A 20849-nucleotide genomic window follows, 5' to 3' on the forward strand; every position below is an offset into this window, starting at 1 on the left:
TCCTCACAGTTTCCGGAAAAGCGTCACGATCCCCATGCCGCCGCCGACACCCATCATGGCAAGCGCCTCGGCGCCCGCTTCCGCCGCCCGCATCTGCGCGAACAGCCGCGTGACGAGGATGGCGCCGGAGGCCCCATAGGGATGGCCGAGCGCCAGCGCACCGCCCTCGCGGTTGACGGCGGCGGGATCGATGCCGAGCGCATCGAGGCTGGCGAGCACCTGGGACGCGAAGGCCTCGTTGAATTCGATGAAGGGAACGCGCGCGGCGTCAAGGCCGGGATGGCGCGCGGCGAGCTTCCGCATGGCCGGCACGGGGCCGAGGCCGAGCAGGTTCGGATCGACGCCGGCGACCGCGCTGTCGACGATTTCCAGCAGCACCGTCAGGCCCAGCCTCTGCGCCTCGGCGAGCGACGTGACGAGCACGACGGCGGCGCCGTCGTTGACCGGGCAGGCATTGCCCGCCGTCACCGTGCCGCCGGGGCGGAAGACGGGCTTCAGCGCGGCGAGTTTCTCCAGTGCGGTGTTTTCGCGCGGGCATTCGTCGCGGGAGACGGGGCCGGCGGGCGTATCGACCGGCACGATCTCGCCGGCAAAGCGCCCGGCCTTCTGCGCCGCCACGGCGCGGCGGTGGCTTTCGAGCGCGAAAAGGTCCTGCCGCTCCCGGCTGATGCCGGCATGGGCGGCGACGTTTTCGGCGGCGATGCCCATGTCCGGATCGCCCACCGTATCCGGTGCCATGCGGGCGCGGCGGAGCGGCTCGGGCGTGCCGCCCGCCGTCGACGGCGGGCGGAAGCGCAGATGGGCGCGGCTGGTGCTCTCGGTGCCGCCGGCAAGGTAGAAGCGCCCAGCGCCCGCCTGCACCAGCCGCGCCGCCAGCGCGATCGCCTCCAGCCCGGAGCCGCATTGCCGGTCGATAGTCATGCCGGGCACGCAAACCGGAAGGCCCGCCTCCAGCGCGGCAAGGCGCGCCAGATTGCCGGCGCTGTTGGCGGCATTGCCGAGGATCACGTCGTCGACTGCATCGGGCGGCAGCCCCGTCTCGGCAAGGATTTTCCGGATGAGCGGCACGGCGAGGCTGGCCGGCTCGATGGCCGAAAGCGTGCCGCCGATGCGGCCGACCGGCGTGCGGAAGGCCGCGCCGACGACGGGGATGCGGTCAGAGGAAACGGTCGAGCGCATCGCTTTCCTCCGCCACCCATTGCCGCACGGTCTTCGCCGCCACCTTGCCGGAGGATGTCATCGGCATGGCGCGGCACAGCCAGATGCGGCGCGGTTGCTTGTAGCGCGGCAGGACTTCCGAGAGCGCCGCCGTCAGCGCCCGGGGCGTCAGGTCCGGCTGTTCCGGCTCGATCACCGCGACGAGCTCGCTGCCGAGATCGGCATGGTCGATGCCGAAGACATGGGCGGCGCGCACGAGGCCGGTGTCGCGCAACGCCGTCTCCACCTCCGAAGGATAGATGTTGTTGCCGCCGGACAGCACCATGCCGCCGGAGCGGCCGAGCAGGTGCAGCATGCCGTCCGCCTCCATGAAACCGACGTCGCCGACGGTCGCGAGCCTGCCGGAACGGACAAGCCCAGCCCCGTCGCCCTGTCCGAGATAGCCGGTCGCGACCAGCGGGCTTTCGACGAAGACCGTGCCCGTCTCGCCCGCCGGCAGCGGCCTGCCGGCATCGTCGAGCACGGCGATCCTGACGCCCGGAAAGGCCCTGCCGACCGCCGTGGAGGAGGCGGCCTCGCCCGGCGCGGTGACGGTGACGAAGCCGAGTTCGGAGGCGCCGTAATATTCGCGCAGCGCCGCCTCGGGGAAGTGCGCCGCGCAGAGCGCATGGTCCGCCGCCGTCAGTTTCGCACCGGCAATGGTGATGGCCGTGACGCCGGTCACCGGGGGCTCCGCGGCGAGCCGGCGCAGCATGGTCGGCACCAGGACGAGGCGGCGGATCGTGTTCGCCCGGATCGTCGCCAGCGCCGCATCCGGATCGAAATGCGCGGCGGAATGAAAGGCACCGCCGGCAAGCAGCGTCTCGGTCATCGCATAGAGCGCAAGGCCATGGGCGAGCGGGCCGGGGGCATAGGTTCTCACCGTCCGGTCGATGCCGAAGAAGGGCGCGCCCATGGCAAGGCTGGTCCGCCAGGAGCGCCGGTCGCGGATGATCGGCTTCGGATCGGCCGTCGTGCCCGAGGTGAAGACGATGAGGAACGGAGCGTCGGCCGCCCCTTCCGGCAGGGGCTGCGTGTCCAGTGCGGCGCTTTCGGCGATCACGTCCCGCGCATCGCCGTGCCGGCTCTCGACGACGAGGTCCGCTCCATGGGCCGTGACAAGAAGGTCGGGGTCGATTTTCCCGATCAGGCGCTGGCGCTGCGCCTCCGGCAGGTGCGGGTCGATCAGCGCGGCGCAATGGGTGCCGGCCGTCGCGGCCGCGAAGGCGGCGGGAAAGAGTGCGTGGTTGCCGGTCATGATCGCGACCAGCCGGTCTTTCGGCCCGATGGCGCTGCGCCCCTGCGGGGCGAGATCGGCGAAGGCGGCGTGAAGCCGCCGGGCGGTCGCCGTGAGCGTGCCATAGGAAAGAACCCGGTCCTCCAGGTGGAAGGTCGGGTTCGCGGGGCTTTCGGCGGCGTGCCGTTCGAGGGCGCCGGAAAGCGGCATCGGCTCAGGCGCGCTGCGGCAGCAGCGGATAGCCGGCGAGCACGGCGCGGCCGGCCAGCATGGCGACGAAGGCCTTGATGAGATCGCCGGGCACGAAGACCATCGAGGCGAGGGCCGTCTCGAAGAAGGCCTTGCCGCTCATATAGGCGAGCCACGGAATGCCGAAGAGGTAGACGACCGCGATGCCGCCGGCGACCGAGGCGGCGAGGAAGGCGAGGAACTGCGCCAGCTCCGGCTGGTCTTCCCGCACGAAGCGCTCGGCGATCAGGCCGCAGACATAGGCGCCGAAGAACCAGCCGACGAGATAGCCGGCCGTCGGCCCGGCAAAGACGGCAAGGCCGCCGCGCCCGCCAGACAGGACCGGCAGGCCGATCGCCACGAGCAGCAGCACGAGCAGCACGGCCGCCGCGCCGCGCCTGGCGCCGAGAATGCAGCCGGCGAGCATGACGCCGAGCGTCTGCGCGGTGATCGGCACCGGAATGAAGCCGAGCGTGAGCGGCGGCAGCAGGCCCAGCACCACGATGATCGCGGCGAAGAGGGCGACGAGGACGATGTCTCTGGTGGTCATGTCGGGTTCCCCGGTGGACAAAATAGGGTCGAATGGTTAGTGCCGCCGAAAGCCGCGCGCGTCAATCGCCATGGCGATCGTATCGGCGTCCTTCAGCGTCAGGATGATGAGCGGCACGAGGGTGGTCAATGGCCGGACCGGCAGGCCGCGCGCCCGGTGCGCGTCCGCGATCTCGCCATAGCGCGCGAAGATCTCCGGCACGAAGCGGATGACGAGGCCGACCGCCAGACTCACATCGGCCGCGCGCACGAAGCCGAAGCGCTCGAGCGGCGTCAGGAGCCGGGTGATCTCGTCCATGAAGGCGGAGATGGAGGTCGTGGCGGTGACGGCGGCGGCGAGCAGGACCAGCGCGCTCAGCCGGCAGAGGACGACCAGCGCCTCCTGCAGCGAATGGAACGCATAGTTCGCGGCCGCGACGAGGAGCACCGTGAAGAGCACGAAGCGCACGCGCCGCAGGGCCTCGCGAAAGCCGATGCCGGTCGAAAGGTAGAGGAAGGCGGAAAGCCCGAGCGCCGGCACGAGGATGCGCAGGTCCGAAACGAGGAAGAGCCCGATCGCGGCGGCGAAGAGCAGGGCCAGCTTGCCGCGCACGGGCATGCGGTGCAGCGGCGAATTCCCCTCGATGTCGAGCCCGTTCAGCATGCCGCGATCTCCCGGTAGGCGCGGATCGCCTCCGCCGGCCGGTCGTCGGCCGCAAGCCGGCCCTCGTGGAAGACCAGCACCCGGTCGAAACCGTCGAGCAACGCGAGGTCGTGCGTGATGACGAGCACCTGTTCCGGCAGGCCCGCCACCGTGCGCTCGATGAGCGCGCGGTTCTTCAGGTCGAGCTGGTTGGTCGGCTCGTCGAGGATCAGGAGGTCCGGGCCGGTGACGAGCACGCTGGCGATCGCGCCGAGCTGCGTCTCGCCGCCGGAAAGCTCGTGCACGCGCCGCCGCGCCAGGTGGGTTATGCCGAAGCGGGCAAGCACCGCCTCCGTCCGCTCGGCGATCTCCGCCTTGCCGAGGCCGCGGTTCTTGAGGCCGAAGGCGATGTCCTCGGCAAGGATCGGCAGGATCATCTGGTGCTGCGGGTTCTGGAAGATGAACCCGGTTTTTCCGCGCGCGGCGCTCTCGTCCTTCACGGTGTCCAGCCCGTCGACCGTCACCGTGCCGCCCGTCGGCTTGACGAGGCCGTTGATCAGCCGCGCCATGGTGGTCTTGCCCGAACCGTTGAGCCCGACGACGCCGATGCGCGGTTCGCTCAGCGCAAGCGTCAGCGGATGTAGCGCGGCGCGCCCGGCATAGGTCACCGTTGCGGCGGAGAAGACGATATCCAAGAGCGGGGTCCCGTTTCGCGGATGCTAGGGGAGCTATAGGCAATTCTACCGCATGTGCGAAGAGGTTTTCCGCGCCGGCCTGTGCGATAAGCGACAATCGGGCGAAAGGCAAAACGGCCGATCCCCGCATTCCTGTCGGAATCGGGTGGAACAAACCAAGAATATGTGCCTATCATCCACCATGACGATTCTCCTCTCCAACGCCGAGGCCCGGCGTATCTTTCTCGCCCGGCAGGGCCTAAGCGCGCCGCCCGGCCGCGTTCTCGGCAAGGCCGGCCTGCTGAACCTCATCCACGACATCGGCTTCGTGCAGGTGGACAGCATCGCCACCGTGGAGCGGGCGCATCACCAGATCCTGTTCTCGCGCAACCAGACCTACCGGCGCGAGCACCTGACGGCGCTGCTGGAGAAGGACGGCGAGCTCTTCGAGAACTGGACGCACGACGCCTCGGTCATCCCGAGCGCCTTCTTCCGCTACTGGAAGCATCGCTTCCGCCGCGAGGACGCCGCCATCATCGAGCGCTGGCGCAAATGGCGCGGCGAGGGGTTCGAGGCGGCCTTCGACGAGACCTATGCGCGCATCGCTTCCGGCGGCGCCGTGCTGTCGCGTGATCTCAAGGCGGACGATCACAAGTCCGGCGGCTGGTGGAACTGGCATCCGAACAAGACGGCGCTGGAATATCTCTGGCGCACCGGCAAGGTGGCGATCGCCCGGCGCGAGAACTTCCAGAAGGTCTACGACCTCGTCGAGCGCGTGCTGCCGGCCCGTCATCATGCGCCGGATGTCGAGCACGACGCCTTCGTCGACTGGGCCTGCCGCAGCGCGCTGGAGCGGCTGGGTTTTGCCACCCATGGCGAGATCGCCGCCTTCTGGGACCTCGTCTCGCCGGACGAGGCCAGGGCCTGGGTGGAGGCGCATCGCGAGGAGCTGCGCCCCGTCGCCATCGCGCCGGCGGATGGCGGCAAGCCGCGCGCCTCCCATGCCTTCGCCGATTTCCCGGCCTGCCTCGGCGACGTTCCCGATCCGCCCGCCCGCCTGCGCGTGCTCTCGCCCTTCGATCCGCTGATCCGCGACCGCAACCGCACCGAAAGGCTGTTCGGCTATTTCTACCGCATCGAGATCTTCGTGCCGGAGCCGAAGCGGCAATACGGCTACTACGTCTTCCCGCTGCTCGAAGGCGACCGCCTCGTCGGCCGTATCGACATGAAGGCCGACCGCAAGGGCGGCACGCTCGACGTCAAGCGGCTGTGGTGGGAACCGAAGGTGCGCGCCTCGGCCGGCCGGATGGAGAGGCTGGAGGCGGAACTGGCGCGCGTGGCGAAATTCGCGGGCGTCGAGGACGTCCGGTGGCTGGACGGGGCGAGGGCGGACGCGTGATGGCGGGCGGTCAGCCCGCCTTCCGGTAGCGGCGGGCGACATAGGCCACCTGCCCGGTGGCGAGGCCCTTGTAGAGGATCGAGCCCCTGGAGCCGGAAAATTCGGACATGAAGCGTCGCATCAGGCGCAGCCGGCCGATACGCTCCCGCTTGCGCGCCTCGGCCGCATCGAGAGCCGCCACGACGCCCGCGGAAAGATCGCGTTCGCCCACCTTCTCCAGCCCCGGGGCGCCCAGCTGGTCGTCGAGTTCCGCAAGGCTGGCCCTGGCGCGCATGTCGGCGAAGGTGAACCAGCCGCCCGGCGCCAGCACGCGGGCCACTTCGCGGGCGAAGGCGGGCACGTCGGCGTAGCAATGGGACGATTCGATGTTCACGACGACATCGAAGGCGCCATCGGGAAAGGGCATGCGCTCGGCATCTCCCACCTCGAACGAAAGCGACGGCGTGCCGGCATTCAGGCTTTTCGCCCGGGCCACGGTCGCCTGGGAATAATCAAGGCCCACCACCGATGCCGGCGCGTGGTAGCGGGCGATATAGCGTGATCCGCCGCCGCGGCCCGAGCCCACTTCGAGGACGCGCAGGCCGGCGACGGGCAGGTTTTCGACGGCCTGCTGGTAAAGCCCGATGAAGACCCTTTCGGGTTCGTCCTCGGGCTTCAGGGGAAACGGAACGCCCTCCGGCACGAAGCCGTAGTTCATGAAGCGCCAGTCCTCGTCGCGCCAGAAGCGGGAGAGCAGGTTGTAGAGGCGCCGCCAGACCCATTTCTGCGCCCGCGGAAACCGGCCTTGCTCAATCGACTTGAGAAGATTGGAAAAGAGACTGCTGCCCATTTCCGGTCCGTCAGGCCGTGGCGCCGGCGGCGGGCATTTCCCGCGCGATCCACTCACGGCCCTTCATCACCAGCGCGGCATCGTCGCTGTTGCGCGGATCGAAGCCCGGCAGATAGTAGCGCAGGAGCAGCGGGATGCAGCGGCGCCAGAAGCCGGGAGAGACGAACACGACCCACAGGAAGCGCATCCAGAAGCGGAAGCCGGGCTTCACGCCGTCCGTCTTGGCATAGAGATGCGTGTTGCGCAGGAAGATCAGGAGGAACGGGACGATGGTGGCGTTCATGGCGATGACGCGCAGCAGGTAGCGCTGCCAGCCGGACATGTTCGCTGTTGCCTTCTTCAGCACGTCGAGCGCGACGGCCTTGTGCTCGATTTCCTCCAGCGCATGCCACATCCAGAGCCGGCGATAGTGCGGTTCCGCGCCGTCGAACATCTCCGGGTGCCGCAGCGTGACGGTGGACAGCGTCGCCGTCAGATGCTCGATGGCGCAGGTCACCGCCAGCCTCTGCAAGGGTTTCTTCGTCAGGCCGAGAGCCGAGGCGACCGGCCCTTCCATCGCCTTCACCTCATAGCCGAGGGCGGCCATGGCGCGGTTGTAGTCCTCGTGCTCGCGGGTATGGTAGGCCTCCTGCACGGCATAGCCGTTGATTTCCTCCGCAAGCTCGCGGTCGTCCAGTTGCGCGGCATAGTGCTTGAGCGAGCGGATGAAGAAGCGTTCGCCTTCCGGCAGGAAGATGGACAGGCCATCGACCAGCGCCGTCTTGACGATGTCACCGGCGAACCAGTGCCGCGTCGGCTTGTCGACGATCCCGAAGCGAATGTCGCGCGGGATGATGTCGTCCGCGCCATGGTGATCGGCGGTCGCGCCTTCCTTGCCTTTCCAGCCGTAGCCAGCTCCGTCTGTCACGATCGTCACCATGCTGTTCGTCGCTTGCCGAGCGGCAGGACCTCGATAATGCCACAAGCCGGCGGACGCGCGCAACAGGGCAGGGCCGTGCCCGTTGGCGCGGCGCGCGCCTATTCCTAAAGGACGTCCGTCCCGGTGATTGCGATGCCGAACCCTTCCAGGCCGACATAATGGCGCTCGCGCGAGGCCATGAGACGGATCGAGCTGATGCCGAGATCCTTCAGGATCTGCGCGCCGAGGCCGATTTCCAGCCATTCGCTCTCGCGCGCCTGCGCCTCGTCGTGGCCCTCGCGGTCGTGTTTGCCCTTTCGGGCGGTGGAGGACTGCCCGACGCCGACGGAGCCCTCGCGCAGGTAGACGATCACGCCGCGGCCCTGCTCCGCGATCCGCTTCATGATGCCGTCGATCTGGCGGTTCGCGCCGAAAACGTCGCCGCCGACATTTTCGAGATGCAGGCGCACCGGGATGTCCACGCCGTCGCGGATGTCGCCGAAGACGACGGCGAGGTGCTGCATCGGATCCCAGGGCAGGGTGTAGGTCAGGGCCTTCGCCTTGCCGTAGGGCGTGTCGATGTCGAAGCTGTCGACCTGCTCGATCAGCGTCTCCTTGCGCTGGCGGTAGGCGATGAGATCGGCGACGGAGACCTGCTTGAGGCCATGCTGCTCGGCAAAGCTCGCGACCTGCGGCCCGCGCATGACGGTGCCGTCGTCGTTGACGAGTTCGCTGATCACGCCGATCGGCGGCAGGCTTGCGAGCCTGCAGAGGTCGACGGCGGCTTCCGTATGGCCGGAGCGCATCAAGACGCCGCCCTCGCGCGCGACGAGCGGGAAGATGTGGCCGGGGCGCACGAAATCCGTCGGGCCGACATTCGGGTTGGCGAGGTTGCGCACGGTCAGCGTGCGGTCGTCGGCAGAAATGCCGGTCGTCGTGCCGTGCTTGAAGTCGACGGAGACGGTGAAGGCGGTGGTGTGGGCCGAATCGTTCTCCGCCACCATGGCGTTGAGGTTGAGGCGCTTGGCCTCCTCGCGCGGCATGGGCGTGCAGACGATGCCGGAGGTGTGGCGCACGATGAAGGCCATCTTCTCCGGCGTGCAGTGCACGGCGGCGACGATGAGGTCGCCCTCGTTCTCGCGGCCGTCGTCATCCATGACGACGACGATCTCGCCGGCCTCGAAGGCACGGATGGCATCGACGACGCGCTTCTGGTCGTAGCTCATGGTGGTTTCCTATTTCAGGCGGCCGGTCTGGCCGCGGTCGCGGAGATAGTGGTCGGCAATGGCGCAGGTAACCATCGCCTCGCCGATCGGCACGGCGCGGATGCCGACGCAGGGATCGTGCCGGCCCTTGGTGCGCACGTCGACATTGTTGCCGTCGGCGTCGATCGAGCGGCGCTCGGTGAGGATGGAGGACGTGGGCTTGATGGCGAAGCGCGCGATCACCGGCTGGCCGGTGGAAATGCCGCCGAGGATGCCGCCGGCATGGTTGCTGAGGAAGATCGGGTTGCCGTCATTGCCCATGCGCATCTCGTCGGCGTTCGCCTCGCCGGTCAGTTCCGCGCTCGCAAAACCCTCGCCGATCTCCACGCCCTTGACGGCGTTGATCGACATCAGCAGCGAGGCGATGTCCTGGTCGAGCTTGCCGTAGATCGGCGCGCCGAGGCCGGCGGGCACACCCTCGGCGACCACTTCGACGACCGCGCCGATGGACGAGCCCGCCTTGCGGATGCCGTCCAGGTATTCTTCCCAGACCGGAACGATGGCGGGGTCCGGCGCGAAGAACGGGTTGTCGTTCACCGCGTTCCAGTCCCAGTTGTCGCGGTTGATCCTGTGCTTGCCGATCTGCACCAGCGCGGCGCGCACGGTAAGGCCCGGCACGACCTTGCGGGCAAGCCCGCCGGCGGCGACGCGCGCCGCCGTCTCGCGGGCGGAGGAGCGGCCGCCGCCGCGATAGTCGCGGATGCCGTACTTGACGTCATAGGTATAGTCGGCATGGCCGGGGCGGTAGCGCCGGGCGATCTCGCCATAGTCCTTGGAGCGCTGGTCGGTGTTCTCGATCAGCATGGAGACGGGCGTGCCGGTGGTGATCATCGTCTCGCCGTCGTCGTCCATCATCACGCCGGAAAGCACCTTGACGAGGTCGTCCTCGCGGCGCTGCGTCACGAAGCGCGACTGGCCGGGCTTGCGCTTGTCGAGCCAGGCCTGGAGTTCGGCGAGCGTGAAGCGGATGCCGGGCGGGCAGCCGTCCACCACGCAGCCGAGCGCCGGCCCATGGCTTTCGCCCCAGGTGGTGACGCGGAAGAGATGACCGAAGGTATTGTGCGACATGAGCGGAACCGGACCCCACAAGAAAGTGCGCCCTCTCTTAGGGGAAAAGGTGGGGTCGGGACAAGGGTTTCGCGTGGGTGAGGCGGTTTTGGCGCTATCCCAAAAGCTCTAGGACGCCAGTTTCCACCGCATCTCGCTGCCGAAGGCGAGGAAGGCGTCGCGGGAGAGCGGCTTGGCGAAGGCATAGCCCTGCAGCAGGTCGCAGCCGAGCAGGCCGAGCATTTCGGCATGGGCCATCGTCTCCACGCCTTCCGCCACGATCTCGATGCCGAGCGAGCGGCCGATCTCGATGATCGAGCGAACCAGCGCCTGCTCGTTGCGCGAGGTGAGGATGGGGGCGACGAGCTGGCGGTCGATCTTCAGCCGTTTCGGCTTCAGCTTGAGCAGGCTGACGATGGAGGTGTGGCCGGTGCCGAAATCGTCGATCTCGATGTCGATGCCGAGCGCCTTGATGCGTTCGAGATTGGCGAGCACCACGTCGTCGCTCTCGTCGAGGAAGATCGATTCGACCAGCTCGAAGGCGATCTGGCCGGGCTGGATGGACAGGCCCGTCAGGCTGTCGATCAGGCTCTCGTCCCTGAGGCGCCGCGCCGAGACATTGACCGAGATCTTCGGCATGATGAGGCCCTGGGCGGCCCAGCGGGCGCAGTCCAGCAGCGCCTTTTCCAGGACGATGCGGTCGAGCGTCGCCATGACGTTGAGGTCCTCGGCGATCTTCAGGAACCGGTCGGGCGTGAGCAGCCCGTCGCGCGGGTGGTTCCAGCGGATGAGCGCCTCGGCGCCGGCGAGCTTCAGCGTGCCCGCGTCGATCTGCGGCTGGTAGTAGGGCACGAACTCGTTGTTCTCGATGCCGGCCAGGATGTCGTCGGCGATGCGCTTGTTCGAGATGATCTCGGCCTGCAGCGCCTCGGTGAAGAATTCGTGCCGGTTCCGCCCGAGCGCCTTGGCGCGGTAGAGCGCGATATCGGCGTTGACGAGCAGCTTGGCGGTGTCGATCGACCGGCCCTCGGTCAGCGCGATGCCGATGCTGACGCCGAAGCGGCAGAGATGACCCTCATATTCGACAGGCTGCTGCATCAGGCTGATGATGCGGCGCGACAGCGCACTGAGATAGGTCTGGTCCGTCGTGTTCGTCACCACGACGACAAATTCGTCGCCGCCGATACGCGCCACGAGGTCGCCGGCATGCACGCAGGCCCGCAGCACCTGCGAGGCGTGCACGAGCAGCGCATCTCCGGCGGCGTGGCCGAGCGTGTCGTTGATCTGCTTGAAGCGGTCGAGGTCGATATGCAGGATGCCGACGCGGGCGTCCTGCGTCTCGCTGCGGGCGGCGATATCCGTCAGCTCGTCGTCGAGCTTGCGGCGGTTGCCGAGGCCGGTCAGCGGGTCGTGCAGCGCATTGTGCTCGATGCGGACCTTCGCCTGTTCCAGCTCGATGTTCTTGGCGTCCGCCTGTTCCTTGGCCGCCTTCAGGTTCTCCTTCAGGATCACGTCTTCGGTGACGTCGAAGGCAAGGCCGATGAGCTTGCGGCTGCCGTCCTGGCCGAGATGGACCTTGCCGACGGAGCGGACGTGGCGGACCTCGCCGCCCGGCAGCACGACGCGGGCCTCATGCACGTAGGGCAGGTGATGCTCGATGCAGTGGTTGACGGTCTCGACCGTCGCGGCGCGGTCGTCCGGATGCATCGCCTCGAGCCAGGCCTCGTGCGTCACGATGCCGTCGGTGAAGGCGAGGCCGTAGAGTTGGTGCATGCGCTCGTCCCAGTAGGTCCGGCCGAGGTCGAGGTCGGCCTCCCACAGGCCGCACTGGTAGGAATCGAGCGCAAGATCGAGACGGCGGCTGGTCCGTTCGAGCTCGGCATTCTGCCGGTCGGACTGTTCCTTGGCCTCGCGCAGGCGGGCGGTCATCTGCATGTCGTTGGTGACGTCGAAGGCGAGGCCGACGAGCTTGCGCCGGCCGTCCTGCCCGACATGCAGCTTGCCCACCGACTGGACATGGCGCACGGAGCCGTCGGGATGCACGACGCGCGAGGTGCGCAGATAGGGCACGTTCTCCTCGATGGTCTGCGTGGCCTTGCTCTCGGCCTCCGCACGGTCCTCGGGATGGATGGCGTTGATCCAGGTCTCGTGCGTGATGCGCTCGCCGGTGTTCGTGACGCCGTAGAGCTGGTGCATGCGGTCGTCCCACAGCGTCAGGCCGTCCTCCAGGTCGGCTTCCCACAGGCCGCATTCGTAGGAATCGAGCGCGAGGTCGAGGCGCTGCGTCAGCTTGGCAAGCTCGGCGTTCTGCACCTCGGCATGGTCCTTGGCGCTCTTCAGCGCCTGGTTGAGCAGCACGTCCTCGGTGACGTCCCAGCTGATGCCGGTCAGTTTCTCCTCGCCGTTCGGGCCGACGAGGCGCGAGCCGACATTGCGGATGTAGTGCCAGCTGCCGTCCGGCATGAGGATGCGGTACTGCGACTTGTAGTCGTTGCCGCCGGCACGGATCATGTCCATCTCGGCCCTGGTGGTGGCGACGTCCTCGGGGTGCAGGACGGAGCGCCATGCGTGGTCGTTCGGCGTCTCGTTCTCCGGAAAGCCGTGCAGGCGATGCATCTGCGCGTCCCAGTTGCGCGCGCCGGTGGAGAGCTCGATTTCCCAGATGCCGATCTTGGAGGCGTCGAGCGCGATGTCGAGGCGCTGGGAGAGCGATTGCACCTGGCGTTCGCGCGCCCGCAGGCGGGCGATGTTGCGCTGGCGCTCGCTGACGAGGCCGCCGGTCAGGAAGATCGGCACGATGATGACGAGGGCGGCGGCGACGATGATCAGCCGGACCTGCGTGAGGTTTTCCGGCGGATGGTGCCAGCCCTTGGCCGGAATGGCCGCCAGTTCCCAGCGGCCGCCCGGAAAGTCGAGGGCCTGCACGACGGGATCCTTCTCGAAGATCTCCGCATCGCCGAAGAACGGATCGACGATATTGTCCGGCACGCTGACATCGCGGATGGCGAGCTGGATGTCGGTCTCATGCCGTTGCGCGCCGTGCAGGGCGGCCTGGTCGGGATCGAACAGGCCGGCATCGCTGAAGAGCTTGCGCTCGTCGATCAGGCCGTCGATGTAGCCCCAGAAATAGTGCCGCGCGCCCGCATTGGTGAAGACCGGGATGAAGAGGTTGAAGCCGCGGCCGCCCTTGGCGAACTGCACCGGCCCGAACATCAGCGGTCGCCCGCGCGAGCGGTCCGCCTGGGCGGCCTGGCGGAAGGAGGGGAAGCGGTTGAAGTCGGTGCCGAGATAGTGCTGGTTGCCGTCGAGCGGGAAGGCCTGCCGGACGATGCCGTCCGGCGCGACGCCGACGCGCCGGAAATGGGCGTTCTGCAGCATCAGCTTGCGGGCGAAGACATTGAACTGCAGCGTCGCCTGCTCGGGAGCCACGGCGAACATGTTGGCGACGCTGCGTAGCGCCGCCACGTTGCTGCTCACCTGGCTCTGCAGCCGGGCGCCGACCAGCGCGAGATCGCCGGCGACATGGTTCTGCAGCTCGTTGTGATAGATGCGCTCGTTCTGCCGCTCGTAGATGACGCCCGCCGTCAGGATGACGCAGCCGGCGATGGCCGCCGGAACGAGCGATGGCTTCGCCCATTCTGCTATGGACGCCAGAGCGTGGCGAAGGGCGGCTGGAAGGTGCAAGACGGCGGTCCCCGATGATCGCAAAACGGTAAGTGAGGCATTGTTAAAATTGCATTTATAAGCAGCTGAAATACTTGCACTTCCCATCCGATACGGCGGCTCCGTCCACCGGAGCGTTGCCGACTTGTCCGACAATTCGGGGGACGAGCCGGCGGTGCGCCTTGATTCGCCTGACCTTTCCGGCCATCCATTTCGTGACGCGCGCGGGGGCGGGCGAATTTCGCCATATTTGGGGGGCATCTGACATGGCCAGCAAAAAGACTGATTCATTCCCTGAGGTTCGCAAGATGCGCTTTCTGATCGCCGCGCTGATGGCCACGGCCGTTTTTCTCTCGCCGCTCGCCGCTTCGGCCGAAAGCGCCGACGTGGAGGCCGTGATCACGAATGTCGACACGACGAATCTCAGCCTCTCGCTGGACGACGGGAAGAAGTACCAGGCGCCGGAGGAGTTCAACTTCGAAGGCCTGGAGCCGGGCGTGAAGGTGCTGGTCTTCTACACCGAAGTCGACGGCAAGCGCGTCATCAACGATCTGGAGATCATCCAGTAGAGGGCCACCCCTTATCCCCTGCCGGGACCTTCTCCCCGCGGGCGGGGAGAAGCGGAATGCCGTGCCGTTCCTTCCTCCGGAAATGGGCTGAATGCAGGAAGACGGCGAGCCCATCGCTCCTCGCCCCGCTTGCGGGGAGAGGATGCCGGCAGGCAGGTTAGGAGCCTTCGCTCCTCAGAGCCAGTGCATTCCCGTCGCGTCGATGCGCAGCACGCGGTCCTGGTGGATCGGCGTGTTGGCCGCCTCCTCCTCGTCCATGCCGTTGAGGCGGAAGGCCGCGCGGAAAACGCCGCCATGGCTGACGCAGACGGTCGGCTCGCGCACGTCGGCAAGCCATGAAGCGACGCGCCAGGAGAGGATCTCGTAGCTTTCCGCCGCTTCGCCCGGCGGAATGAAGTTCCATTTCGCGCGGCTGCGCTCCTCGACCCGCCCCGGTGTTTCGGCCATCAGTTCGGGCAGCGTATGGCCCTCCCAGTCGCCGAAGGAGACTTCGACGAGGCGGGCATCGGTGCGGTAGGCCAGCGGATCGAGCCCCATGGCGCGGCGCAGGATTTCCATGGTCTCGCGTGTGCGCCCGAGCGGGCTTGCGACGAAATCGAAATCGCCGGCCTTCTTGCCGAGAATGCCCTTGAGGGCGGCGCCGTTGCCGGCCGCCTGGCGGCGGCCGGTCTCGTTCAGCGGGATGTCCTTCTGGCCCTGCAGCCTGCCCTCCGCATTCCACGCGGTCTGGCCGTGGCGGATCATGTAGATGAGCAAGGCGGGAAACCTCGGGAGAAAGGCCTGTATCAGTCCTTGACGACGGAGATGTCCGGCGCATCGACGGCCTTCATGCCGACGACATGATAGCCGCTGTCCGCATGATGGGTCTCGCCGGTCACCGAGCGCGAAAGATCGGAGAGCATGTAGAGGCCGACATCGCCCACCTCCTCGATGGTGACGGTCCGGCGCAGCGGCGCGTTGTACTCGTTCCATTTGAGGATGTAGCGGAAGTCGCCGATGCCGGAGGCCGCGAGCGTCTTGATCGGGCCGGCCGAAATGGCGTTGACGCGGATGTTCTTCGGGCCGAGGTCGACGGCGAGATACTTCACGCTCGCCTCCAGCGCGGCCTTGGCGACGCCCATGACATTGTAGTTCGGCATGACCTTTTCCGCGCCGTAATAGGTCAGCGTCAGCATCGAGCCGCCGTCGGTCATCAGCTTCTCGGCGCGGCGGGCGACGGAGGTGAAGGAATAGACCGAGATCTGCATGGTCTTGGCGAAGTTCGCCGGCGTCGTGTCGACGTAGCGGCCGGTCAGTTCGTCCTTGTCGGAAAAGCCGATGGCGTGCACGAGGAAGTCGATCTTGCCCCAGGTCTTCTCGATGTTCGCGAAGACGGCGTCGATCGACGCCTCGTCGGAGACGTCGCAATCGCCGGCCAGCACCGCGCCGATTTCGGCGGCCAGCGGCTCGACGCGCTTCTTCAGCGCATCGCCCTGGTAGGTGAGGGCGATCTCGCCACCCTGTGCGTGGATAGCCTTGGCGATGCCCCAGGCGATGGAACGGTTGTTGGCGACGCCCATGATGACGCCGCGCTTGCCCTTCATCAGACCAGATGCCTGAACCATGGTTTGCCCCCTGATACGTAAGTCAGGTTTGCCTATGGCATAGGCGGCAATGGCGTTCAAGCGCGCGGGGGTTCAGGAACTGTTAGCACACGTAACAATGGGTGCATGTTTTACGAAAGCGTCACGAAGCGCTTAAAGATAGAGCCCTTCGCGCAGGCTGCGCATCAGGTCGATCATCTTGTCGTCCGGCTTTTCCCACAGGAGGAGGCGGATTTCGGCGACGAGTTCGCCCCGCTCGCCGTTCTCCATGACGAGGCCCTCGCCGGGAATGCGGATCTGCTGGTCGGAGCCCGACCAGGCCGGAACCGTCACGGGGAGGGGGCCGAGCGGGCCCTCGACGGTCGTCTCGCAGCCGAGCACGGCATTCTCGATCGTCACCGGCAGGTCGACCTTGAGGTCGAAACCGTCGACCCGGAAGCGGCCGGGAATAACGCGCAGGGTAAGGACGGCATCGCCGCGCCTCATGCCCTCGATACGGTGTCCGGCCTCCTTGAGGCGGATCACCTGGCCGTCGGTCGACCCGGCGCCGACCGGCACGCGCAGCGTCTGGCCGTCCGGCGTCTCGACGGTCGGGCGCACCTTGTTGAGGATGTCCTCGACGCTGACGGCGACGTCTGCGACGAAGTCGGGCGCCGTTTCCACCTTGGCGCGGCTGCCGCGGATGCGGCGGATGATGGCGGAGATGAGGTTGGACGCCGGGGCGACGCCGCGGCCTGGTGCCGCCTTCTCCGCGTCCGGCTCGTCGGTCGCCTTGCGGGCGTCCTGGGCGGGGGCGGCGGTCGCCTGTGCCTGCGCCTGTGCCTGTGGGCGAGGCTGCGCCTGGGATTGGGCCTGTGCCTTGGCCTCCGCCGGCTGGCCGCGCGAATCGACGCCGAAGATGCGGGCGATCATGTCCTCGGCATCCTCGTTCGACATGCGCGGCGGCGCCTCGCTCTTCGCCTTGCGCTCGGCCTGCTGGCGGCGCATCTGCTCCATGCGGCGCAGTTCGGCCTCGCGCTGCTGGCGGTCATAGCGGCTGCGCTTGTCGGGATCGCGCAGGATGTCGTAGGCCCGGCCGGCCTCGGTGAAGCGCACGGTGGCGTTGGGATCGTCGTGATTCTGGTCGGGATGCACGGCCTTCGCCAGCGAGCGCCAGGCAGCCTTGATTTCCTCCTGCCCGGCGTTCCGCTTCACACCGAGCACCGAATAGGGGTCACGCATAACTTCCACCCGTTGCCGTTTTGCCCGCCATGATAGCGATGAACGTCCTAATCACTCGTTACGGGTCAGAGTTGAGAAATCGCAAAGATCGCGCGCCCTCAACCCTGCAGGTCGAAGGCGAGCAGCAGCCATTCGCCGGAACTGGCAAGGCAGGTCCGGCCGGAATAGTTGGCGATGCCCTGGTAGGAATGGCGCGTCGTCACGAAATCGCGGCAGGGCCGCCCGGCATTGTCGCGGTTTTCCGCAATGCTGCTGATGACGCCGGCGCTGCCCGAGGCGGAGTTCGCCCAGGGAACGGGGCTGCCGCCGATGCGCGCAAGATCGGCGGAGGAGACGGCATTGCGCACGGTGATCTCGTCGGTCAGCCGCTCCGTGCCGGCGGGCACGGAACTGGTGCGCATGGCATCCACCTTGCCGCCGTCGAAGAGGTCGAGACCGCCCATGCAGCCCGAGAGAGAGGCGCCGCACAGGGTCACGACAACAACCGCAAGGCAATGTGCCCCGTATGGCTTTGTCTGCGCTCGCGACTTTGCTATGACGTCCACTCCAACCTGCCTCATGCAGCCAATAGATCGGCATTGAATCGAATATGAGCGAAAATGCGTTAACAAGCGGTGACTTCACCGAGGAAAACGAACCCTATTCCCTCTTCGGCGCATGGCTGGAGGAGGCGGGGAAGACCGAGCCGAACGACCCGAACGCGGTGGCGCTCGCCACCGTCGACGAGGCGGGCCTGCCGAATGTGCGCATGGTGCTGCTCAAGGGGTTCGATGCGCGGGGCTTCGTCTTCTACACGAATTTCGAGAGCCGGAAGGGCGTGGAGATCCTTGGCGCGCGCAAGGCCGCCATGTGCTTCCACTGGAAGTCCCTGCGCCGTCAGGTGCGCATCCGCGGCGAGGTGGAGATCGTCACCGATGCCGAGGCCGACGAATATTATGCCTCGCGCCCGCGCGGCAGCCGCATCGGCGCCTGGGCGTCGAAGCAGTCGCGCCCGCTGGAAGGCCGCTTTGCGCTGGAAAAGGCCGTCGCCGAATACACGGCCCGCTACGCCATCGGCGAGATCCCCCGCCCGCCGCACTGGTCCGGCTTCCGCATCAGGCCCGTCTCGATCGAATTCTGGCACGACCGCCCCTTCCGCCTGCACGACCGTGTGGAATTCCGCCGCACCGAGGACGGCGCCGGCTGGACGAAGGTCAGGATGTATCCTTGAGAATTCGGGACCGTCGTGTTCTATGGCGGCATACCCCCCTCTGGCCTGCCGGCCATCTCCCCCTCAAGGGGGGAGATTGGATGGAGAACCGTCTCGCCCATCACAAACGCTGCGGAAAAGGCAATGCCCCGCGTCTTGCTGATCTCCCCCCTTGAGGGGGGATGGCCGGCAGGCCAGAGGGGGCGCAGCATGGAGCGGTTTCCCGAACGTGCGACGGACAACACGTCGCCGCCTGAGGCCATAGCTCAGCGTCGCATCAGCCGAAAGGGAATGCCCGAGGCCAGCGCGCCGACATATTTCGGCTTCTGGTAGTGCCCGTTCAGCGAGATGCGGGGCAGGGTCGTCGGCGCGTCGAAGGAGCGGGCGGAAAGCGTGCCCGGATCCGTGGTGACGGCGACGTGGAAGCCGAGGTCCCTTGCAAGCTTGTGCTCGCGCGGCGAGACGGCGGCGCGGTCACCATAGGGGTAGGCGAGCGTGTCCGGCCGGTGGCCGACGATGGCGGCGATGCGCGCGGCCGACTGGTCCATCTCGTGGCGCGCCTCCTCGTCGCCGAGTCGCGCGAGGGCGCGGTGGCTCACCGTATGGGCGCCGATCGAGGCAAGGGGGTTGACGACGAGGCTCTTCAGCTCCGGCTCGCGCATGACGAGCCGTTCGGTGATCATCAGCGGATCGATGCCATGGGCCCTTGCCGCCGCATCGAGGCGCTCGATCGCTGCCGCCTCCTCCATCTCTGCCTGGATGAAGCGGGCGAGCCGGGCATAGGCGGCCTGTTTCTGGAAGGGCGTGGCAAGCGGCATGGCGATCGCGCCGGAGCCGAAATCGAATTCCAGATGGGGCGCGGTGCGCAGAAGTTCCGTCAGCGTCTCCCACCAGATGCCGTGGGTCTTGCAGGTGAAGCCCGGCGAGACGAAGACGGTGAACGGCACCTTGTGCCGCGTGAAGACCGGCTGGGCATGGACCGCATTGTTGCGGTAGCCGTCATCCAGCGTGAAGGCGGCGAAGCGCTCGCCAGCCCGCGCGATGGCGAGCCGCGCCGGCATGTCGGCCAGCGCCACGAACTGGTAGCCTTCTTCCATGAGGTATTCGATCGCCGCATCGAGAAATTCCGGCGTGACCTCCAGATGCGCATTCGGATCGAAGGCCTGCGGCGTCTTCGGCCGCACATGGTGCAGCGTGAAGATCGCGCCCATGCCGCGGGCGGACGCCATCAGCCCGACGCGTTCGGCCAGGTGCGCGAACTCCAGCCCGCCGGTGATTACGGCGCGCCTCAGTCCCTGTCGCATGACACTGCGGATCGGCATGTCGTCTTCGTTGTCCCTTCGTCTCTCGCGGCCGTTATCGCACCCGGTCGGTATCCGAGTGGTTAACAACGGCTTTCCTGTGGCGCGGCGGCGCCGGCCGCCCGGTCTGGAAGGTGAGGATGCGGATGACATCCATGAAGATGCGGGTGATGGGGTCGAACATCGTCGTTCTCCGTGCTTTCGGTCTGCACGGAGTGTCCGCCCGCTTGCCCCTTCGGCTCAAACGAGTTTATCGTCGATTTCGGATGACTTGAGGTTATGCGATGAAACGCGGACGGCTGCCGCTGACGGCGCTCAGGAGTTTCGAGGCGGCGGGCCGGCTCGGCAGCTTCACGCTGGCGGCCGAGGAACTGCTCGTCTCGCAGGCCGCGGTGAGCCGGCAGGTCAAGGAGCTGGAGGCCGAGCTCGGCAAGCCGCTCTTCGAGCGCCGCCATCGCAGCGTGCGCCTCACCTCCGCCGGCGAGGCGCTGCTCGACGTCCTGTCGCGCGCCTTCGACGCAATGGATGCGAGCCTGTCGGAGATCCGCGGCCGGCGCGGCGGCGGGCTGCTGGAGATCAGCTCCGAGCCTTCCTTCGCGGCAAGCTGGCTCGTGCCGCATCTCGACGATTTCCATGCGGACCACCCCGAGATCGACGTCGTGGTCGAATCGGACATGCGGCTCATCGAGTTCCGCACGCACGAGGCGGAAATCGCCATCCGGCACGGCATGGATGCCAGGGCCTGGCCGCGCGTTGCGGCCGAGCATCTGGCGGACGTGGAGCTGGTGCCCGTGATCATGCCCTGCCTGATGGCGGAGGGCGCGCCGCTGCGCGTCCCGGCCGATATCCTCGCCTATACGCTGCTGCACGAGGAGAACCGCAGCGCCTGGCAGCGCTGGTTCGCCGCCGCCGGCCTGCCGGATGTGCCGCCCGGGCGGGCGCAGATCTTCACCGAAGGCAATCTCGTGCTGCAGGCGGCGCTGCGCGGCCACGGCATCGCGCTGGTCGACCGCGCCTTCGCGGCCGAGGACATCGCCGAAGGGCGTCTCGTGCAGCTCTTCGACATCTCGATCCGCTACGGCGCCTACTGGCTCGTCGCCCGCGATTTCAAGCGCCTCTCCCCGGAGGCCCGCGCCTTTCGGCAATGGCTGTTGCAGCGCTTTGCCGTCTCTGGCGGTTCTTGAGGCCGAGGTCCGGCTGCCCCTCATCCCGCTGCCGCGACCTTCTTTCCGTCTGTGGGAAGGCAATCGCATCAAGCAGGGCGGCATGTTGCGTCCCCCCTCTGGCCTGCCGGCCAGAGGGGGGACGCCTCGTCAGATATGATTGCCCTCCCGCTTGCGGGGAGAAGCTGCCGGCAGGCGGATGAGGGGCTGCGGAG

20 protein-coding genes are annotated in these 20849 nt (G+C 67.4%); 4 read left to right on the forward strand and 16 right to left on the reverse strand.

Going from position 1 to position 20849, the window contains the following annotated elements; all coding sequences use genetic code 11:
* Positions 1 to 3: 3 nt before the first annotated feature.
* The 5 genes from AABQ55_RS07980 to AABQ55_RS08000 are packed head-to-tail and all read right to left on the reverse strand — an operon-like array spanning position 4 to position 4528.
* Entirely contained in the window at positions 4 to 1179 is a 1176-nt protein-coding gene (locus tag AABQ55_RS07980) for a thiolase family protein (protein ID WP_272804644.1), read from the reverse strand.
* Positions 1157 to 2644 carry a class I adenylate-forming enzyme family protein gene (locus AABQ55_RS07985; RefSeq protein WP_272804645.1) on the reverse strand — a complete coding sequence of 496 codons (1488 nt, stop codon included), beginning with the start codon at positions 2642 to 2644 and terminating at the stop codon, positions 1157 to 1159. Before AABQ55_RS07985 ends, AABQ55_RS07980 begins: the two co-directional genes overlap by 23 nt.
* A gap of 4 nt (positions 2645 to 2648) precedes the next feature.
* Complete coding sequence (locus tag AABQ55_RS07990; RefSeq protein WP_244767817.1) at positions 2649 to 3212, reverse strand: biotin transporter BioY; 564 nt, start codon at positions 3210 to 3212, stop codon at positions 2649 to 2651.
* Between the two features lie 36 nt (positions 3213 to 3248).
* Positions 3249 to 3854: an energy-coupling factor transporter transmembrane component T family protein gene (locus tag AABQ55_RS07995; RefSeq protein ID WP_272804646.1), complete on the reverse strand. Its 606-nt coding sequence runs from the start codon at positions 3852 to 3854 to the stop codon at positions 3249 to 3251.
* Positions 3848 to 4528, reverse strand: a complete 681-nt coding sequence (locus tag AABQ55_RS08000; RefSeq protein ID WP_244767815.1) for an energy-coupling factor ABC transporter ATP-binding protein — start codon at positions 4526 to 4528, stop codon at positions 3848 to 3850. Before AABQ55_RS08000 ends, AABQ55_RS07995 begins: the two co-directional genes overlap by 7 nt.
* Before the next feature lie 181 nt (positions 4529 to 4709).
* Between AABQ55_RS08000 and AABQ55_RS08005 the strand changes: the two genes are divergently transcribed.
* Complete coding sequence (locus AABQ55_RS08005) at positions 4710 to 5906, forward strand: winged helix-turn-helix domain-containing protein (protein ID WP_272804647.1); 1197 nt, start codon at positions 4710 to 4712, stop codon at positions 5904 to 5906.
* Positions 5907 to 5916: 10 nt separating this feature from the next.
* On the opposite strand, the gene AABQ55_RS08010 is transcribed toward AABQ55_RS08005, so the two are convergent.
* The 5 genes from AABQ55_RS08010 to AABQ55_RS08030 form a co-directional block, all read right to left on the reverse strand.
* Positions 5917 to 6735, reverse strand: a complete 819-nt coding sequence (locus tag AABQ55_RS08010) for a class I SAM-dependent methyltransferase (RefSeq protein ID WP_272804648.1) — start codon at positions 6733 to 6735, stop codon at positions 5917 to 5919.
* A gap of 10 nt (positions 6736 to 6745) precedes the next feature.
* Positions 6746 to 7642, reverse strand: a complete 897-nt coding sequence (locus tag AABQ55_RS08015) for a metal-dependent hydrolase (RefSeq protein WP_272804649.1) — start codon at positions 7640 to 7642, stop codon at positions 6746 to 6748.
* A gap of 116 nt (positions 7643 to 7758) precedes the next feature.
* Entirely contained in the window at positions 7759 to 8859 is a 1101-nt protein-coding gene (ribB, locus tag AABQ55_RS08020; protein ID WP_272804650.1) for a 3,4-dihydroxy-2-butanone-4-phosphate synthase, read from the reverse strand.
* Positions 8860 to 8868: 9 nt separating this feature from the next.
* Positions 8869 to 9966, reverse strand: a complete 1098-nt coding sequence (aroC, locus tag AABQ55_RS08025) for a chorismate synthase (RefSeq protein WP_272804651.1) — start codon at positions 9964 to 9966, stop codon at positions 8869 to 8871.
* Between the two features lie 108 nt (positions 9967 to 10074).
* Positions 10075 to 13629, reverse strand: a complete 3555-nt coding sequence (locus tag AABQ55_RS08030) for a bifunctional diguanylate cyclase/phosphodiesterase (RefSeq protein ID WP_272804652.1) — start codon at positions 13627 to 13629, stop codon at positions 10075 to 10077.
* Positions 13630 to 13916: 287 nt separating this feature from the next.
* Here AABQ55_RS08030 and AABQ55_RS08035 point away from each other — a divergent pair, with 287 nt between their 5' ends.
* The gene (locus tag AABQ55_RS08035; protein ID WP_023511842.1) at positions 13917 to 14177 is read left to right on the forward strand and encodes a DUF1344 domain-containing protein; all 261 of its coding nucleotides are present in this window, start codon (positions 13917 to 13919) and stop codon (positions 14175 to 14177) included.
* 174 nt (positions 14178 to 14351) lie between these two features.
* On the opposite strand, the gene AABQ55_RS08040 is transcribed toward AABQ55_RS08035, so the two are convergent.
* The 4 genes from AABQ55_RS08040 to AABQ55_RS08055 all read right to left on the reverse strand — a co-directional run bounded on the left by AABQ55_RS08040 (position 14352) and on the right by AABQ55_RS08055 (position 17526).
* Positions 14352 to 14933 carry a histidine phosphatase family protein gene (locus AABQ55_RS08040; RefSeq protein ID WP_272804653.1) on the reverse strand — a complete coding sequence of 194 codons (582 nt, stop codon included), beginning with the start codon at positions 14931 to 14933 and terminating at the stop codon, positions 14352 to 14354.
* Between the two features lie 29 nt (positions 14934 to 14962).
* Positions 14963 to 15781, reverse strand: a complete 819-nt coding sequence (gene fabI, locus AABQ55_RS08045) for an enoyl-ACP reductase FabI (protein WP_272804654.1) — start codon at positions 15779 to 15781, stop codon at positions 14963 to 14965.
* Between the two features lie 132 nt (positions 15782 to 15913).
* Positions 15914 to 16981: a DnaJ domain-containing protein gene (locus tag AABQ55_RS08050; protein ID WP_272804655.1), complete on the reverse strand. Its 1068-nt coding sequence runs from the start codon at positions 16979 to 16981 to the stop codon at positions 15914 to 15916.
* A 98-nt stretch (positions 16982 to 17079) separates the two neighbouring features.
* Positions 17080 to 17526: an RT0821/Lpp0805 family surface protein gene (locus AABQ55_RS08055; protein WP_443021087.1), complete on the reverse strand. Its 447-nt coding sequence runs from the start codon at positions 17524 to 17526 to the stop codon at positions 17080 to 17082.
* Between the two features lie 44 nt (positions 17527 to 17570).
* On the opposite strand from AABQ55_RS08055, the gene pdxH reads away from it, so the two are divergent.
* Positions 17571 to 18191: a pyridoxamine 5'-phosphate oxidase gene (gene pdxH / locus AABQ55_RS08060; RefSeq protein WP_244767804.1), complete on the forward strand. Its 621-nt coding sequence runs from the start codon at positions 17571 to 17573 to the stop codon at positions 18189 to 18191.
* Positions 18192 to 18436: 245 nt separating this feature from the next.
* Here pdxH and AABQ55_RS08065 read toward each other — a convergent pair whose 3' ends face one another.
* Positions 18437 to 19492: a polysaccharide deacetylase family protein gene (locus AABQ55_RS08065; RefSeq protein ID WP_272804657.1), complete on the reverse strand. Its 1056-nt coding sequence runs from the start codon at positions 19490 to 19492 to the stop codon at positions 18437 to 18439.
* A gap of 34 nt (positions 19493 to 19526) precedes the next feature.
* Positions 19527 to 19655 carry a hypothetical protein gene (locus AABQ55_RS08070; RefSeq protein WP_263194278.1) on the reverse strand — a complete coding sequence of 43 codons (129 nt, stop codon included), beginning with the start codon at positions 19653 to 19655 and terminating at the stop codon, positions 19527 to 19529.
* Between the two features lie 100 nt (positions 19656 to 19755).
* Here AABQ55_RS08070 and AABQ55_RS08075 point away from each other — a divergent pair, with 100 nt between their 5' ends.
* Positions 19756 to 20655 (forward strand): LysR substrate-binding domain-containing protein, encoded by a 900-nt coding sequence (locus AABQ55_RS08075; protein WP_272804658.1) that lies wholly within the window; start codon positions 19756 to 19758, stop codon positions 20653 to 20655.
* Positions 20656 to 20849: the final 194 nt, after the last annotated feature.

Origin of the sequence: Shinella sp. WSD5-1 (genome assembly GCF_963942435.1) — a bacterium.
GTDB lineage: Bacteria > Pseudomonadota > Alphaproteobacteria > Rhizobiales > Rhizobiaceae > Shinella > Shinella yambaruensis.

Bases quoted from the DNA above. Each gene is read 5' to 3' on its own strand.
- AABQ55_RS07980 (WP_272804644.1), bottom strand. From the start codon at position 1,179: ATGCGCTCGACCGTTTCCTCTGACCGCATCCCCGTCGTCGGCGCGGCC.
- AABQ55_RS07985 (WP_272804645.1), bottom strand. From the start codon at position 2,644: ATGCCGCTTTCCGGCGCCCTCGAACGGCACGCCGCCGAAAGCCCCGCG.
- AABQ55_RS07990 (WP_244767817.1), bottom strand. From the start codon at position 3,212: ATGACCACCAGAGACATCGTCCTCGTCGCCCTCTTCGCCGCGATCATC.
- AABQ55_RS07995 (WP_272804646.1), bottom strand. From the start codon at position 3,854: ATGCTGAACGGGCTCGACATCGAGGGGAATTCGCCGCTGCACCGCATG.
- AABQ55_RS08005 (WP_272804647.1), top strand. From the start codon at position 4,710: ATGACGATTCTCCTCTCCAACGCCGAGGCCCGGCGTATCTTTCTCGCC.
- AABQ55_RS08010 (WP_272804648.1), bottom strand. From the start codon at position 6,735: ATGGGCAGCAGTCTCTTTTCCAATCTTCTCAAGTCGATTGAGCAAGGC.
- ribB (WP_272804650.1), bottom strand. From the start codon at position 8,859: ATGAGCTACGACCAGAAGCGCGTCGTCGATGCCATCCGTGCCTTCGAG.
- aroC (WP_272804651.1), bottom strand. From the start codon at position 9,966: ATGTCGCACAATACCTTCGGTCATCTCTTCCGCGTCACCACCTGGGGC.
- AABQ55_RS08035 (WP_023511842.1), top strand. From the start codon at position 13,917: ATGCGCTTTCTGATCGCCGCGCTGATGGCCACGGCCGTTTTTCTCTCG.
- fabI (WP_272804654.1), bottom strand. From the start codon at position 15,781: ATGGTTCAGGCATCTGGTCTGATGAAGGGCAAGCGCGGCGTCATCATG.
- AABQ55_RS08050 (WP_272804655.1), bottom strand. From the start codon at position 16,981: ATGCGTGACCCCTATTCGGTGCTCGGTGTGAAGCGGAACGCCGGGCAG.
- pdxH (WP_244767804.1), top strand. From the start codon at position 17,571: ATGAGCGAAAATGCGTTAACAAGCGGTGACTTCACCGAGGAAAACGAA.
- AABQ55_RS08065 (WP_272804657.1), bottom strand. From the start codon at position 19,492: ATGCCGATCCGCAGTGTCATGCGACAGGGACTGAGGCGCGCCGTAATC.
- AABQ55_RS08070 (WP_263194278.1), bottom strand. From the start codon at position 19,655: ATGTTCGACCCCATCACCCGCATCTTCATGGATGTCATCCGCATCCTC.
- AABQ55_RS08075 (WP_272804658.1), top strand. From the start codon at position 19,756: ATGAAACGCGGACGGCTGCCGCTGACGGCGCTCAGGAGTTTCGAGGCG.